The sequence below is a fragment of the Curtobacterium sp. MCBA15_013 genome, from assembly GCF_001865095.1.
Taxonomy (GTDB): domain Bacteria; phylum Actinomycetota; class Actinomycetes; order Actinomycetales; family Microbacteriaceae; genus Curtobacterium.
Window position 1 is genome coordinate 78,110 of sequence record NZ_MJGQ01000013.1, and the last position, 15,808, is coordinate 93,917.

At 72.2% G+C, this 15,808-nt stretch carries 11 protein-coding genes and 1 tRNA gene; 9 read left to right on the plus strand and 3 right to left on the minus strand.

Annotation, left to right across the window (positions count from 1 at the left end):
* Positions 1 to 131: 131 nt before the first annotated feature.
* The 6 genes from BIV01_RS09185 to BIV01_RS09210 all read left to right on the plus strand — a co-directional run bounded on the left by BIV01_RS09185 (position 132) and on the right by BIV01_RS09210 (position 8,373).
* Positions 132 to 2,357: an adenylate/guanylate cyclase domain-containing protein gene (locus BIV01_RS09185; RefSeq protein ID WP_083413905.1), complete on the plus strand. Its 2,226-nt coding sequence runs from the start codon at positions 132 to 134 to the stop codon at positions 2,355 to 2,357.
* Positions 2,354 to 3,787: a mechanosensitive ion channel domain-containing protein gene (locus BIV01_RS09190; RefSeq protein ID WP_070418391.1), complete on the plus strand. Its 1,434-nt coding sequence runs from the start codon at positions 2,354 to 2,356 to the stop codon at positions 3,785 to 3,787. The genes BIV01_RS09185 and BIV01_RS09190 overlap by 4 nt, the downstream gene beginning before the upstream one ends.
* A 10-nt stretch (positions 3,788 to 3,797) precedes the next feature.
* Positions 3,798 to 5,162, plus strand: coding sequence for a cystathionine beta-synthase (locus tag BIV01_RS09195; RefSeq protein WP_071302614.1), 1,365 nt, complete (start codon positions 3,798 to 3,800; stop codon positions 5,160 to 5,162).
* Positions 5,163 to 5,209: 47 nt separating this feature from the next.
* On the plus strand, positions 5,210 to 6,355 hold the full coding sequence (locus tag BIV01_RS09200; protein ID WP_071302615.1) for a cystathionine gamma-synthase: 1,146 nt from the start codon (positions 5,210 to 5,212) through the stop codon (positions 6,353 to 6,355).
* 73 nt (positions 6,356 to 6,428) lie between these two features.
* Complete coding sequence (locus BIV01_RS09205; protein ID WP_092386387.1) at positions 6,429 to 7,817, plus strand: MFS transporter; 1,389 nt, start codon at positions 6,429 to 6,431, stop codon at positions 7,815 to 7,817.
* A gap of 10 nt (positions 7,818 to 7,827) precedes the next feature.
* Entirely contained in the window at positions 7,828 to 8,373 is a 546-nt protein-coding gene (locus BIV01_RS09210; RefSeq protein ID WP_175473677.1) for a sugar ABC transporter substrate-binding protein, read from the plus strand.
* A 13-nt stretch (positions 8,374 to 8,386) separates the two neighbouring features.
* On the opposite strand, the gene BIV01_RS09215 is transcribed toward BIV01_RS09210, so the two are convergent.
* Positions 8,387 to 8,968: a TetR/AcrR family transcriptional regulator gene (locus BIV01_RS09215; protein WP_070418395.1), complete on the minus strand. Its 582-nt coding sequence runs from the start codon at positions 8,966 to 8,968 to the stop codon at positions 8,387 to 8,389.
* 271 nt (positions 8,969 to 9,239) lie between these two features.
* Between BIV01_RS09215 and BIV01_RS09220 the strand changes: the two genes are divergently transcribed.
* Both BIV01_RS09220 and BIV01_RS09225 read left to right on the plus strand, forming a co-directional pair.
* Positions 9,240 to 10,496 carry a multidrug effflux MFS transporter gene (locus BIV01_RS09220; RefSeq protein ID WP_071302655.1) on the plus strand — a complete coding sequence of 419 codons (1,257 nt, stop codon included), beginning with the start codon at positions 9,240 to 9,242 and terminating at the stop codon, positions 10,494 to 10,496.
* 62 nt (positions 10,497 to 10,558) lie between these two features.
* On the plus strand, positions 10,559 to 12,529 hold the full coding sequence (locus BIV01_RS09225) for a helicase HerA-like domain-containing protein (RefSeq protein WP_071302656.1): 1,971 nt from the start codon (positions 10,559 to 10,561) through the stop codon (positions 12,527 to 12,529).
* Between the two features lie 3 nt (positions 12,530 to 12,532).
* On the opposite strand, the gene BIV01_RS09230 is transcribed toward BIV01_RS09225, so the two are convergent.
* Both BIV01_RS09230 and BIV01_RS09235 read right to left on the minus strand, forming a co-directional pair.
* Positions 12,533 to 13,174 carry a hypothetical protein gene (locus tag BIV01_RS09230; protein WP_071302616.1) on the minus strand — a complete coding sequence of 214 codons (642 nt, stop codon included), beginning with the start codon at positions 13,172 to 13,174 and terminating at the stop codon, positions 12,533 to 12,535.
* 309 nt (positions 13,175 to 13,483) lie between these two features.
* Positions 13,484 to 13,571: transfer RNA gene (locus BIV01_RS09235), tRNA-Ser, on the minus strand.
* A 120-nt stretch (positions 13,572 to 13,691) separates the two neighbouring features.
* Between BIV01_RS09235 and pta the strand changes: the two genes are divergently transcribed.
* Positions 13,692 to 15,800 (plus strand): phosphate acetyltransferase, encoded by a 2,109-nt coding sequence (gene pta / locus BIV01_RS09240; RefSeq protein ID WP_071302617.1) that lies wholly within the window; start codon positions 13,692 to 13,694, stop codon positions 15,798 to 15,800.
* Positions 15,801 to 15,808: the final 8 nt, after the last annotated feature.

Below are 15,808 nucleotides of genomic sequence, written 5' to 3' on the forward strand. Positions count from 1 at the left end.
CGCGCCTCCCGTCCGTCGCCGGGTCGCGACCACGGCGTTTTCCGGTCGACCCGACGGACACGAACGATGCTCGTGTGGTAGCTGTGAAGGAACCACACGCAAGCGCACCGTGCCCCTGAGCGGAGTCTGAAGTGACAGCTGTCCCACCGACGTCCGACCCCATCCCGCCCACGGGCCCGATCGCCCCCGATGCACCACGCGTCGTCGAGGACGCGCCCCGCAAGAAGGGGAAGTTCCGCGCGTTCCTCACGAGCGGCTCCCTCGACATCCAGTCCAAGCTCCTCGTGATGCTCCTCGCGGTGAGCATCGTGGCGGCGCTGGTCGTGGGTGTCGTCGGCTACCTGAACGGCCGGAGCTCGCTCGAGGCCGCGGCGTTCAACCAGGTGACCTCGCTGCGCGAGGCGAGGATCACCGAACTGCAGCGCTCCTTCGGCCAGTTCACCCAGACGGTCGTCGCGCAGACCCGCAACGAGAGCGTCATCGGCGCGACGAAGGCGTTCGAGTCGGGGTGGGACGACCTGCAGTCGCGGCCGGTGTCCGACGACGACCACACGAAGGTCGAGGACTGGTACCGGGACTCCTTCGTCCCGCAGCTCGACGACCGCAACGGCGGCACCGCCAACCCGGACCAGTTCGCGCCGACCGAGGACCCGCAGGCCTACCTGCAGGCGCGGTACACGGCGCCGTTCACCGACTACGACAAGGCCATCGACCAGGACGACGCCGGTGACGGCAGTGCGTGGTCGGCGGCGCACGCCGAGTACCAGCCGTACTTCAAGCAGGCGGTCGAGGCCGCCGGGTACGAGGACCTCCTGCTCATGAACACCGACGGGGACGTCGTGTACTCGGCGTACTCCGGCGCGGACCTCGGCACGGACCTCGAGAGCGGGCCCTACCGCGACTCGAACCTCGCGACCGGGTACCAGCAGGCACTGCAGCTGACGAGCTCGGACGACTTCGTGGTGACGGACTTCGCGCGGTACGTGCCGAGCCTCAACGTCCCGACGCTCTGGGTGATGTCGCCGGTGGGGGAGGACGGCAAGATCATCGGGGTGATGGCCGTCCAGGTGCCGGTCGACCTCATCACGCAGGTCATGACGGGCAACGAGCAGTGGAAGGACGACGGCCTCGGGGACACCGGGGAGTCGTACCTCGTCGGTGCCGACCACCTCATGCGGTCGTACCCGCGCCAGCTCATCGAGCACCCGAAGCAGTACCAGCGCGACGTCGTCGCTGCCGGGACGGCGCCGTCGACCGCGGCCCGCCAGGTCGCGGTGAAGGGCTCCGTGCTCCTGCAGGAGGTGAACACCACCCCGGTGACACGGGCGCTGCAGGGGAAATCCGGGACGGTGATCTCGACGGACTACCGCGGGAAGGAAGTGCTCGCGGCGTACGCGCCGCTCGAGGTCGACGGGCTCCGCTGGGTCGTCGTGGCGCAGATGGACACCGCCGAGGCGTTCGCCCCGGTGAACGACTTCGCCCGCAACATCGGCCTCGCGCTCGTCGGCATCATCGTCCTCGTCAGCCTGCTGTCCCTGCTGCTGGCCCAGGTGTTCGTCCGGCCGATCCGGCGGTTGCAGACCGCGGTGAACCGGGTGTCGTCCGGCGACCTCGGCGTCGAGGTGCAGACGAAGGCCGGCGACGAGATCGGCGACCTCGGACTCGCGTTCAACGACATGAGCCGCAGCCTGCAGGTGAAGCAGGACCTGCTCGACGAGCAGCGGCGGCAGAACGACACCCTGCTGCTGACACTCATGCCGGAGGAGGTCGCCCGTCGCTACAAGCAGGGCGACGAGACGATCGCGGCCGACCACCAGGACGTCGCCGTCGTCTACGCGGACATCATCGGGTTCGACGAGTTCGCCGCCGGCCTCACCGCCGAGGAGTCCCTGTCCCTCGTCAACGACGTCTGGCGCTCCCTCGACGAGGCGGCCACCCGCCACGGCGTCGAGCGGGTGCGCACGACCCGGAGCGGGTACCTCGCCAGCTGCGGCCTGAGCGTGCCGCGCGTGGACAACGTCCGCCGTGTCGTCGACTGGGCCGAGGAGGCGCAGGGCGTGCTCGAGCGCTTCAACGCGCAGCACGGATCGAAGATCGGCTTGCGCGCCGGCATCGACACCGGCCAGGTCACGAGCGGGCTCGTCGGCCGCTCGAGCATCGTCTACGACATGTGGGGCGACGCCGTCAGCCTGGCGTACCGGGTGCAGGGGATCGCCCCCGCGCCGGGCGTGTACGCGACGCAGCGCGTGGTCGACAAGCTCGGCGACCGCGGGGGCGTGCAGGACGCCGGCGAGGTGCAGACGCAGGCCGGCCCGCAGCGGGTCTGGAAGCTCGAGCGCACCGGAGCGGCGTCGTGACCGCGTTCTGGGAGCAGCCGTGGTTCTGGCCGGCGATCAGCGTCATCGTCGGCCTGCCGCTGCTGCTGCTCGTCCTCACCGAGCTGCAGTCGAACCTCGAGCGACGCGGCAACTCGCTGCACAAGGTGGTCGGACTGCTGCGGAACGCCGTGGTGCCGATCATCGCGATCCTCGTCCTGTCCGTCCAGGTCACCGACGCGGTCGACCCGGGCAAGCCCGTGGTGAACCAGATCATCGGCACCGTGCTCGGGTTCCTCGTGATCGTGTTCGTCCTGAACGGGCTGAACATCGTCCTGTTCACGAACGCCCGCAAGGGCACCTGGCGCGAGAAGATCCCGTCGATCTTCGTGGACATCGCCCGCATCGTGCTCATCGCGCTCGGGCTGGCGCTGGTGTTCAAGATCGTCTGGGGTGCGGACGTCGGCGGGATCTTCACCGCGCTCGGTGTCGGCTCGCTCGTCATCGGCCTCGCGCTGCAGTCCGCCGTCGGCCCGGTGATCGCCGGGCTGTTCCTGCTGTTCGAGCAGCCGTTCCGGCTGGGGGACTGGCTCGACGCCGGTGGCGTGCGCGGCCGGGTGGTCGAGGTGAACTGGCGGTCGGTGCACATCGACACGGGCGCCGGGATCCTCATCATGCCGAACTCCTCGTTGGCGGGGGCGTCGTTCACGAACCTCAGCCGGACAGGAGGCACGTTCCCGGTCGCCACGGACGTCACGTTCACGACGGACGACCCTCCGGCAGCGGTGGTCGCCCTGCTGCAGCGGGTCGCGTCCGGCCTGCCCCAGCGGTACCCCGGCACGCAGCCGGTGGCGGTGCCGACCGGCGGATCGTCGTACACCGTGTCCTTCGAGGTCCGCGGACCGTCGCAGGAGGGCGACGCGCTCGCCCAGTTCCGGATGTGGCTCTGGTACGCCGCCCGGCGCGCAGGGCTCGGCCTCGACGGCGACACGACCGACGACTTCGTCACCGACGAGCGTCGGGACGCCGCCCTGGCGTCGATCGCGCCCACGCTGTACCTGACGGGCGACGACGGGGCCGCGCTGGCACCGCTCGTCCGGCTCGAGCGGTACGCCGCGGGCGAGACGATCGTCACGGCCGGCACGGTGCCGGACGCGGTCCGGTTCGTCCTGTCCGGCAGCGTCGACCTGCGCGTCCCGTTCGAGGACGCCGAGTTGCCGGCGACACGCGTCGAGACCGGCGACTACCTCGGGCAGACGGCGTTGACCCGGGAGGCGCTGCTCACCACCGCCGTCGCGCTCACCGAGGTCGCGGTGCTGGTCGTGCCCGCCACCGCGCTCGACCAGATCGTGCGCGGCACGCCGGCGCTCGCCCGGGACATGGGGGAGGTGATCGACCGCCGCCGGCAGGAGGTCTCCGCGGCGGTGTCCGCCCACGTCGCATCCCAGCGGAAGACGGTGTCCGCCGCCTAGACTCGACCGCGTGCGTTACGCGAACTCCGTGGTCGACCTCGTCGGCGACACCCCGCTCGTCAAGCTCAACCGGGTGACCGAGGGGGTGCGCGCGACCGTCCTCGTGAAGGTCGAGTACCTCAACCCCGGTGGGTCGTCGAAGGACCGGATCGCCACCCGGATCATCGACGCGGCCGAGGCCTCCGGCGACCTGGGCCCGGGCGGCACCATCGTCGAGCCGACCTCCGGCAACACCGGCGTGGGCCTCGCGCTCGTCGCCCAGCAGCGCGGCTACCGCTGCGTGTTCGTCCTGCCCGACAAGGTCGGCGAGGACAAGCGGAACGTGCTCACCGCGTACGGCGCCGAGATCGTCGTCACGCCGACGGCCGTCCCGCCCGAGCACCCGGAGTCGTACTACTCGGTGTCCGACCGGCTGGTGCGCGAGATCCCGGGCGCCTACAAGCCGAACCAGTACGCCAACCCGAACGGCCCGCGCAGCCACTACGAGACCACCGGTCCGGAGATCTGGCGCGACACCGATCAGCGCATCACGCACTTCGTCGCGGGCGTGGGCACCGGCGGCACGATCTCCGGCACCGGACGCTTCCTGAAGGAGGCCTCGGACGGCCGTGTCCGCATCGTCGGTGCCGACCCCGAGGGCTCCGTCTACTCGGGCGGCACCGGTCGCCCCTACCTGGTCGAGGGCGTCGGCGAGGACTTCTGGCCGACCGCGTACGACCCCGGGGTCCCCGACGAGATCATCGCCGTGTCGGACGCCGACTCGTTCGCGATGACCCGTCGGCTCGCCCGCGAAGAGGGCCTGCTCGTCGGTGGCTCGAGCGGCATGGCGGTCGTCGCCGCGCTCCGCGCCGCCCGCGACCTCACCGAGGACGACGTGGTCGTGGTGCTCCTGCCGGACGGCGGCCGCGGCTACCTCGGCAAGATCTTCAACGACCGGTGGATGCGCTCCTACGGCTTCGCCGAGACCGACGACGAGCGCACGGTGGGGTCGCTCATCGCGGGCAAGGACGGCCGGCTGCCCGACCTCGTCCACGCCCACCCGGCGGACACCGTGCGCGAGGTCGTCGACATCATGACGAAGTACGGCGTCTCGCAGATGCCCGTGCTCAGCGCCGAACCGCCCGTCGTCATCGGCGAGGTCGTCGGCGCGGTGGCGGAGAAGGACCTGCTCGAGCAGGTCTTCACCGGCGCCGCGAAGATGACGGACGCGCTGTCCGGGTTCGTGGGCGACCCGCTCCCGCTCATCGGTGTCGGCGAGTCGGTCTCGTCGGCGCGACGTGCGCTCGAGTCGGCGGACGCCCTGCTCGTCGTCGAGGACGGCAAGCCCGTCACCGTGCTGACCCGCCACGACCTGCTCGCCTACCTGTCCGAGTGACCCGCGTCCCGCGTGACGCCCCCGACCCAACGAGGAACGAAGCCCGCATGACCGAGTTCAGCACCCGCGCCGTCCACGCCGGCCAGGAGCCCGACGGCCCCACCGGCGCCGTCATCCCCCCGATCCACCTCACGTCGACGTACGTGCAGGACGGTGTCGGCGGCATGCGGAACGGCTACGAGTACTCGCGCGCCGGCAACCCGACGCGCGACTCGCTGCAGACCCTCCTGGCGGACCTCGACGGCGGCGTCGCGGCGTACTCGTTCGCGTCCGGGCTCGCCGCCGAGGACGCCCTGCTGCGCGCCACGCTCGTCCCCGGTGCCCGCGTGGTGATGGGCAACGACGTGTACGGCGGGACCCACCGCCTGGTCAGCCGGCTGCACGTGCCGTGGGGCGTCGAGCTCGTGGTCGTCGACATGAGCGACACCGACCGTGTCCGCGCCGCGCTCGAGGGTGCTCCGGCGCAGACCGTCCTCTGGGTCGAGACCCCGACGAACCCGCTCATGAAGATCGCCGACATCGCCGCGCTCGCCGAGATCGGCCACGCGGCCGGTGCCGTGGTCGTCGTCGACAACACCTTCGCGTCGCCGTACCTGCAGCAGCCGCTGTCGCTGGGCGCCGACGTCGTCGTGTACTCGACGACGAAGTACCTCGGCGGCCACTCCGACGTCGTCGGCGGCGCCGTGGTGCTCGCCGACGAGGAGCTCGCCGCGAAGGTGCAGTTCCTGCAGTTCGGCGCCGGGGCGATCTCGTCGCCGTTCGACGCGTTCCTCACCACGCGCGGCATCAAGACCCTCGCCGTCCGGATGGAGCGGCACTCGCGGAACGCCCAGGCGGTGGCCGAGGCACTGGTCGGTGCTCCGGGTGTCGAGCGCGTGTACTACCCGGGGCTCGCCGAGCACCCCGGCCACGAGGTCGCGGCACGCCAGATGCGCGGCTTCGGGGGCATGCTCTCGGTCGCGTTGCGCGGTGGGCCCGAGGCGGCGCGTCGTTTCGCGGAGTCGACCGAGGTGTTCGCGCTCGCCGAGTCGCTCGGCGGGGTCGAGTCGCTCATCGGGTACCCGTCCGAGATGACGCACGCGTCGGTGAAGGGCACGGAGCTGGCGGTGCCGGAGAACGTCGTGCGCCTGTCCGTCGGCATCGAGGACGCCGGCGACCTCGTGGCGGACCTGCAGCAGGCGCTCGCGCGCTGACCCGCTCGACGGCGGTGGCGGGCCCGACCTCGGCGGCCCGCCCGGCGTCGGTGGGCGGCCCTACGATGATCGGGTGAGCACCGCGGCGACGAGGACCAGTCTGTTCAGCGGACCGTACGCCCTCGCCACCGTCGGGATGGTCGCGATCGTCGCGGTCGCGGCGTTCCAGAACCTGGCGATGACGACCGTCATGCCGGAGATCAGCCGCGACCTCGACGGCGAGACCCTCTACGCGCTGGCGTTCGCCGCACCCCTGGCCGCCGGCGTGCCGGGCATGGTCCTCGCGGGCAACTGGACCGACCGCGCGGGTGGACGCATCGTGGCGTGGGTGTCGGCCGGCCTCTTCGCCGTCGGCACCGCCGTCGTCATGCTGGCCCCGACCATGGAGGTCTTCCTCGTCGGCCGGCTCGTCGAGGGCTTCGGTGCCGGCGCGATCGACGTCGTGCTCTACGTCCTCGTCGCCCGGATCTTCCCCGCCGACCTGCACGGCCCGGTGTTCGCCGGGTTCGCCGCCGCGTGGGTGGTGCCGGCGCTCGTCGGTCCGGCGCTCGCGGGCATCGTCACCGACGTCTGGAACTGGCACTGGGTGTTCGCCGGTGCACTCGTCATCGCGGTCGGCGCGTTCTCGCTGCTCGTCCCCACCCTCGGCCGGCTGCACCCACCCGCACCCGAGCTCCGTCCGGCGTGGCAGCGGTCCCGGATCGGCTGGTCGGTCGCCGCCGCGGTGGCGATCCTGCTGCTCAACGTCGCCCCGGACCTCGGCGCGTGGGCGCGGGTCGCCGCCGTGCTCATCGGCCTCGTCGGGACGTGGTTCGCACTCCGCCCGCTGCTGCCCGCCGGCACCTTCCGCGCCGCCCCCGGGCTGCCGTCGGTGATCCTGCTGCGGGGGCTCGTCGCCGCCTCGTTCTTCGGCAGCGAGGCGTACGTGCCGTTCCTGCTGCAGGCGAAGGACGGCCTGTCCGCCTCGGCAGCGGGGCTCGCGCTGACGGTCGCGGCGCTCAGCTGGGCCGGGTCGAGCTGGCTGCACGGACGGCTGGGCGAGGAACGGCTCACCGCGACCCGGACCTTCGCGATCGGGCTCGCGCTCGTGCTCGTCAGCCTGCTCACGGCGCTGACGGTCGCCACGTTCGGCCTGCCGTGGTGGCTGCTCGTGGTCGGGTGGTTCGTCGGCGGCGCGGGCATGGGGGCGATCTACCCGCGCACCTCGATGCTGACGCTGCGCTTCTCCGGCGAGGGCGACGACGGGTTCGCGAGCTCGGCCCTGACCATCGCCGACGCCTCGGGCAGCGTGATCGGGCTCGCCGTCACCGGGCTGCTGTTCATCGGGACGGGCGGTGCCGACGCCGCGGTGTCGTTCCCGCTCGTGTTCGGCGGCATGACCCTGATCGCGGTGCTCGCCGTCGCCGCGGTCCGTCGCCTCGGCCCCGTCCCGGCACCGTCCGTCGTCGCGGTGGGCGGGTAGCGTGGCGGTCGTGCTCCTCCGCGTCGTCACCGCCACCGTCGTCATCGGTGCGGCCCTCGCCCTGGCCGGCTGTCAGGGCACGACGTCGGCCGCGCCCACGCCGGTGCAGAGCACGGACCTGACCAGCTCCGACGGCGGGTTCGACCGGCACGCGGTCATCGGCGTGGTCCTCGAACCCGGGCAGGACACGCTCGGCGCAGACCTGCGGTCCGGACTGGCCGACGCCGGCTTCGACCCGGACGTCCGCGTCGCACCGGCCGACGGCTCCGCCGCCGCGCAGCGCACCGCGGTGGACCAGCTCGTCCGTACGGGCGCGAAGGCGTTGCTCGTGCGGGCGGTCGACGCCTCGGCGCTGACCGGGGTCATCCAGACGGCGCACGACGCCGGTGTCGTCGTGGTGTCGCTGGGGGACCCGCTGCCGACGAGCGGCACGGGCGGCGACGGCGTCTCCGCGGACTACCGGGTGCCGGCCGGCGACGACCAGGCCGACCTCGTCAGCGGGGCCGTCGACGTGGTCGAGTCGCTCCAGCGCGGCGAGAAGCCCACGACCGACTGACGTCCGAGGGCGGTCAGCGCCACCACGACGGGAACGACAGCACGATCGTGTCGACCAGTGCCTTCCGCGACCGTCGCGGTCCGGCGAGCCAGGCCTCGATCGCGCCGACGAAGCCCTGCGCCACGAAGCCCGCGGCGACGTCGTCGAGGAGTTCCGGCCGGTGCTCGCGCTCGAGCGTCCGGATGTGCTGCTCGCTCGACACCGTGAAGTGCTCCACGAGGAGTCGGTGCAGCGACGCGTCGTTCGGGTCCGGCAGCGCCTTGCCGTAGATCTCGCGGTGCGCGACGACGTGCTCGACGACGGCGTTGATGCCGCGTCGGGTGATCGTCGCGAACTCGTCGACGCCGGCACCCCGGGCGAACGCCGCGCGTCGGACCTCGGCGTCGTCCTCGCGGATGCGGTCGAGCTCCGGCGTGAGGACGTCGGCGAGCAACGACCCGGGGGAGACCGCGTGCGAGTAGAACGTGGCGCGGTTGATGCCGGCCGCCCGGGTGACGTCGGCGACCGTGATCTCGGACACCGGCCGGTCGGCGGCCAGTCGCAGGATTGCCTCGCGCAGGGCAGCGGTCGTGTGCAGGATGCGGGCATCCACCATGACGCCACCCCCTTCTGATCCGGTTCCGTCCCGCCGGTGTTCCGGCGGAACGGGCGGGACGACGTCCGCCGGCGGTCGACCGGCGGCGAGCAGTCCGACGGTACCGCATGTGCCGCGTCCGATCGGGGCGGGAGCCGTGGCAACACGCGGGAGAACGCCCCGGACTGCTGCGGTGGTGCTCGGGGGACCCGTAGGATGGTTCCGCGGACGAATCGATTCGATCGACGCCGCGATCACCTCCCCACCCCTCACCGTCGAAGGACTCCTGCTCGTGACCGCGCCCGCCACCACCGGTTCGCTCCGTGTCGTCCTGCACCCGGGAGACGCGCTCTCCCGCCGGCAGCGACTCGTCTACGTCTTCGTCCTGGGCGCCCTCACCGCGCTCGGACCGTTCACGATCGACCTCTACCTGCCGGCGTTCCCGTCGCTCAAGGACGAGTTCGGCATCACCGACGGGGCGGTGCAGCTCACCCTCACCGCGACGACGCTCGGCTTCGCGGCCGGACAGCTGCTGGTCGGCCCGTGGAGCGACAAGGTCGGTCGCCGGCTCCCGCTCATCATCGCGACGAGCCTGCACGTCGCAGCATCGCTCGGAGCCGCACTGGCACCGAACGTCGAGGTGCTGGCGATCTTCCGCGTCCTGCAGGGCATGGGTGCAGCGGCCGGTGGCGTCGTGGCGATGGCGACCGTGCGCGACCTGTTCGGCGGCAAGCCGCTCGTGCGGATGCTGTCCCGCCTCGCGATGGTGAACGGCCTGGCGCCCATCCTCGCCCCGCTCATCGGCTCGCAGATGCTCCGGTTCGTGAGCTGGCACGGGATCTTCGTCTTCCTCGCCTGCTACGGCGCCGCTGTCGTGCTCGCCGCGGTCCTGCTCATCGTCGAGACGCTCCCGCCGGCACGTCGGCACGAGGCCGGACACTCCACCATCGGGCAGCGGTACCGGGCGCTCTTCTCCGACCGCGTCTTCGTCGGGGTCGCGCTCATCGGGGCGATGGTCTTCAGCGGGCTCTTCTCGTACCTCAGCGCGTCACCGTTCCTGTTCCAGGGCCTGTACGGGCTCGACGCGCAGCAGTACGGTCTGCTCTTCGCGGTGAACTCGGTCGGCGTCGTCGTCGGCGTGCAGGTCTCCGCGCGACTGGCGCAGCGCGTCGGTCCGCAGTGGATCCTCGCGTGCTCGACCGCGACCCTGTTCCTCGCCGCCGTCGCGATCATGGTGCTCGACCAGCTCGGCGCCGGACTCGTCGGGGTGCTCGTGCCGCTCTGGTTCTTCATCGCCGCGTGCGGCTTCTCGTTCCCGCTCGTCCAGGTGATCGGACTCGCCGCCCACGGCAAGGAGGCCGGCACCGCCGCCTCGCTCCTCGGCGCGCTGAACTTCGGCGTGGCGGGGATCATCTCGCCCGTGGTCGGGTGGATCGGCATCACCACGGCGACCCCGATGGCAGTGGTGATGGCGTGCACGTCGGCCGTCGCGATCGTGCTGCTCTGGGCGGTCGTCCGACCGAGGACGGTCCCGGCGCTCACGCACTGACCGTCGCACGGTGCCACGGCACGCGCCGGACAGGAGCGTCCGGCCGTTCGTATGCTGTGGACATGAGCGACGTGGTGGCGCAGGCACGGGCAGCGGCCGAGGCAGCGAAGCAGGCGGCCGACGAGGCCCGGCGCCTCGCGGACGAGGCGGTGCAGCGGGCGGAGGAACTCGCCGCCGCGGTGGCGCAGGGCCAGGAGGCGCGGCTCGAGCCCGACGCGGAGCCGGCGGTCGTCGACGCCCCGGCCCCGGCGGTGGACGCGACCGCCCCGGCGGGCGAGCCGACGTCGACGACCGGCACCGTGCCTCCCGAGCCGACCACGGGCGAGGGGCCGCTCGGCGCGGACGCCGTCGCGGCGATCCGCGCCGGCTACGAGGTCGAGGGCAGCGCGCTGCAGCTCGGTGCCCTCGTGAACGGCGCCGCGGTGCCCGACGTGCAGGTCCGGATCCCGCTCGGCATGCTCAACCGACACGGTCTCGTCGCGGGCGCGACCGGCACGGGCAAGACGCGCACGCTGCAGGTCCTCGCCGAGCAGATCGCCGCGAACGGGGTGCCCGTCTTCGCCGCCGACATCAAGGGCGACCTGTCCGGGCTGGCGGTCGCGGGCACGCCGAACGACAAGCTCCTCGCGCGCACCGCCGGGATCGGCCAGGAGTGGCGCGCGGTGGCGAGCGAGGCGGAGCTCTACTCGCTCGGCGGGCAGGGGACCGGCGTGCCGATCCGTGCGACCGTGTCCGGGTTCGGACCGCTCCTGCTGTCGAAGGTGCTCGGGCTGAACGACACGCAGGAGTCCTCCCTCGGGCTCGTGTTCCACTACGCGGAGCGGGCGGGGCTGCCGCTCGTCGACCTGTCCGACCTGCGGAGCGTGCTGACCTTCCTCGTGAGCGACCAGGGCAAGGCGGAGCTCGCCGAGCTCGGCGGGCTGTCGAAGCAGACCGCCGGGGTGATCCTCCGCGAGCTGATCACCTTCGCCGACAAGGGCGCCGACCAGTTCTTCGGCGAGACGGAGATCGACACGACCGTGTTCCTCCGCACCGCCGCCGACGGCCGGGGGATCGTCAGCCTGCTCGAGGTGCCCGGCGTGCAGGACCAGCCCGAGGTCTTCTCGACGTTCCTGATGTGGCTCCTCGCCGACCTCTTCAACGAGCTCCCCGAGGTGGGCGACCAGGACAAGCCGAAGCTCGTGTTCTTCTTCGACGAGGCGCACCTGCTCTTCAGCGGGGCGTCGGCGGACTTCCTCGAGCAGATCGTCCGCACGGTCCGGCTCATCCGTTCGAAGGGTGTCGGGATCTTCTTCGTCACGCAGACCCCGAAGGACGTCCCGAACGACGTGCTCGCCCAGCTCGGCTCGCGGATCCAGCACCAGCTGCGGGCGCACACCCCCGACGACGCGAAGGCACTCCGCGCGACGGTGTCGACCTACCCGACGAGCGACTACGACCTCGGGGAGGTGCTGACCTCGCTCGCCACCGGTGAGGCGATCGTCACCGTGATGAACGAGAAGGGCGCGCCGACGCCGGTGGCCTGGACGCGCCTGCGAGCCCCCGAGGGCTCGATGGACCCGATGCCCGCGGCCGAGATGACGGCGCGGGTGCAGGCATCGCCGCTCCTGCCCACCTACGGCACGCGGCTCGATCCCGACTCGGCGTACGAGATGCTCGCCCGCCGGATGGAGGCCGCCGCTGCGGACGCGGCTGCCGCGGACGCCGAGAAGGCCGCGGCGACCGCTGCCGCCGAGGCGGAGAAGGAGGCGGCCCGCGCCGCTGCCGCCGCAGCGAAGGAGGCCGCGGCGAAGGAGAAGACCGAGGCGCGCGAACGGGCCGCGGCGCAGAAGGAGTACGAGCGGGCGCAGCGGGAGTTCGAGCGAGCCGAACGGGCGGCCGATGCGCGGCGGTCGGGGCGGACGTCGTCCCGGACGACGACGTCACGGAAGGCGGACGACCCGCTGTCGGACCTGCTCGGGTCCGGGCTGGGCAGGACGATCGCCAAGGAGGTCGTGCAGGGGATCTTCTCGACCCTGCGCCGCCGTCGCTGAGGGTCAGCCGAGGAGGCCGGTGGTCTCGACCACGAGCAGCCCGGCGACCGCGAGGACCGCCACCGCACCGACGGCGACGTACGCCCCGCGCTGCTCGTACCAGGACCGGCTCGCCGGGTAGCGCCGCACGAACTCGCGGATCGACATCGGCCGGGTCTCGTCGGTGACCTGCACGCCGAGGGCGTCCACGATGCTGTCGATGCCGGCGTCGCTCCAGGTGTCGGCGCGGAGGCGGAACAGGTGGGCGCCGGCGGCGTCGAGCGCGATGAGCTCGCGCGTCGTGCGCTCGACCGCGCTGCCGTACGTGGTGGCGAGGACCAGGCTGTGGACGCGGTCGCGGCCCACCCGACGGTTCTGCGTGAGGACGCCGCGCACCGTGATCGCCACCGGGTCGATGCCGATGAACGCGGTGCCGAGGCGCACGAAGACGACGGCGACGGCGGCCGCGAGCAGGATGACCGCACCCGTGACGACCGGCCAGAGGCGCATCGGGAGCGAGACCCAGACGAGGGCGACGGCGAGGGGGACGGCCGAGAAGACGACGCTCAGGATCGTCGAGCGCACGAGCGAGCGACGCGGCCGGAGGACCACGTCGTACACGGTCGCGCTCGGCCGAGCTGCTGCCGGCGCCGTCAGGTCCCCCACGTGGACTCCTCGTCCCTCGGGTGCCCGGGCAGCGTTCGACGCTCGCCCGGGGAGCGCGCCCCTGCCGCTCCGTGCACCGTGTCCGACCCGTCCCGGGGCCGTCCTTTGGGTCAGTCTAGGCGACCGACGGGTATCGGGGACAGCCCGTTCCACCCCTCGGCATCGTTTCCCGGCCAGTCCATGGCGAACGGGGTTCGGCGGGGTCCGCCGGGTGGGGGACCGTCCTGTCCGGAGTGCGCCGGAGTGCTCCGGAGTGCTCCGTACGACGAACGCCCCGGGAACCGATCGGTGCCCGGGGCGTTCGTGCTCTGGCGGAGAATGGGGGATTCGAACCCCCGAGGGCTTGCACCCAACACGCTTTCCAAGCGTGCGCCATAGGCCACTAGGCGAATTCTCCTGGCGCCGTCTTCCGACGACGACACCCAATGGTACAGGTTCTCCGGAGTGCTCACGACCGCGTGTCGGAAGTGCCGGGGCTCCCAGATGTCGTGCCGTGTGCGCCGACTACCCTGGACGCGTGTCGACCCGCATCTACATCACGTCAGCAGAAGGACACACGGGCAAGAGCACCGTCGCCCTCGGTGTCCTCGAGACCCTCGCACGCTCGGTCGGACGGGTCGGGGTGTTCCGACCGGTCGCCCGCTCCGTCGACGAGCCGGACTACGTGCTCGAGCTCCTGCTGCAGCACACCGCGGTCGGCATCTCCTACGACGACGCGGTCGGCGTCACCTACGACGACGTGCACGCCGACCCGGACGCCGCGCTCGCGACGATCGTCACCCGCTTCGCCCAGGTCGAGCGGCAGTGCGACGCGGTCGTGGTGCTCGGGTCGGACTACACCGACGTCGGCAGCCCGACGGAGCTGTCGTTCAACGCCAAGGTCGCGGTCAACCTGGGCGCTCCGGTGCTGCTCGTGCTCGGCGGCCGCGACGCCGCCGAACGCGGTGCCCGCACCCCCGAGGACATGGCCCAGGTCGCCGACGTCACGACGAGCGAGCTCCGCGCCGCGCACGCCCAGCTGTTCGGCATCGTCGTGAACCGTGCCGACCCCGATGCCCTGCCGTCGGTCGTGTCGAGCGTCCGGCAGGCCGTCAGCGACGACCACCCCGACCTGCCCGTGTGGGCCATCCCCGAGGACCGCGTCCTCGTCGCCCCGACCGTCCGAGCCCTGCTCGAGGCCACCGGGGCGACCCTGGTGCGCGGCGACGAAGCGCTGCTCGACCGCGAGGCCCTCGGCACCGTCGTCGCCGGCATGAGCATGGAGAACGTCCTGCCGCGCCTGATCGAGGGCGGGATCGTCGTCGTCCCGGGGGACCGCAGCGACGTCCTCATCGCGACGCTCCTCGCGAACCAGTCCGAGACCTTCCCGAGCCTCGCCGGGGTGATCCTCAACGGCGGGTTCGAGACGGCACCGCAGATCTCCCGCCTGCTCGAGGGGCTGTCGAGCTCGCTGCCGATCGCGCAGAACGACCTCGGCACCTACGACACCGCGCTCCGCATCACCCAGACCCGCGGACGGCTCGCGGCGGACTCGCCCCGCAAGGCCGACCTCGCGCTCGCGCTGTTCGAGCAGCACGTCGACGCCGACGCCCTGCGCGACCGCCTGCAGCTCACGCCCTCCGGGGTCGTGACGCCGCTCATGTTCGAGCACGGACTGCTCGACCGGGCCCGCGGGTACGGCAAGCGCATCGTCCTGCCCGAGGGCGAGGACGACCGCATCCTCCGCGCCGCGTCCACGCTCCTGCAGCGCCAGGTGTGCGAGCTCACGATCCTCGGCGACCCCGCCGCGATCCGGACCCGGGCGACCGAGCTCGGCCTCGACCTCGACGCCGCACAGCTCGTCTCCCCGTTCGACCCCGAGCTCCGTGAGCGCTTCGCCGAGGAGTACACCCGCCTCCGGGCGCACAAGGGCATGTCGATCGAGCTCGCCCGCGACACCGTGACCGACGTGTCCTACTTCGGCACGATGATGGTGCAGCTCGGGCTCGCCGACGGCATGGTCTCCGGCGCGAAGCACACGACGGCGCACACGATCCGGCCGTCGTTCGAGATCATCAAGACCCGGCCGGACACCTCGATCGTGTCGAGCGTCTTCCTGATGGCCCTCGCCGACCGGGTCCTCGTCTACGGCGACTGCGCGGTCATCCCCGACCCCACGAGCGAGCAGCTCGCGGACATCGCGATCTCGTCCGCCGAGACCGCGACGCAGTTCGGCATCGACCCGCGCGTGGCGATGCTCAGCTACTCGACGGGCGACAGCGGCTCGGGAGCGGACGTCGACAAGGTCCGCGCCGGCACCGCCTTCGTGCGCGAGCGCCGCCCGGACCTGCTCGTCGAGGGGCCGATCCAGTACGACGCCGCCGCCGACCCGACGGTCGCGTCGACGAAGATGCCGGACTCGCCCGTCGCGGGTCGCGCCACGGTGTTCATCTTCCCTGACCTCAACACGGGCAACAACACGTACAAGGCCGTGCAGCGCTCGGCCGGTGCCGTGGCGATCGGCCCGGTCCTGCAGGGCCTGCGCAAGCCGATCAACGACCTCTCCCGCGGCGCGCTCGTCGGCGACATCGTCAACACCGTCGCGATCACCGCGATCCAGGCCGGCACCGCGACCGACGCGGGCTGACCCGCGCG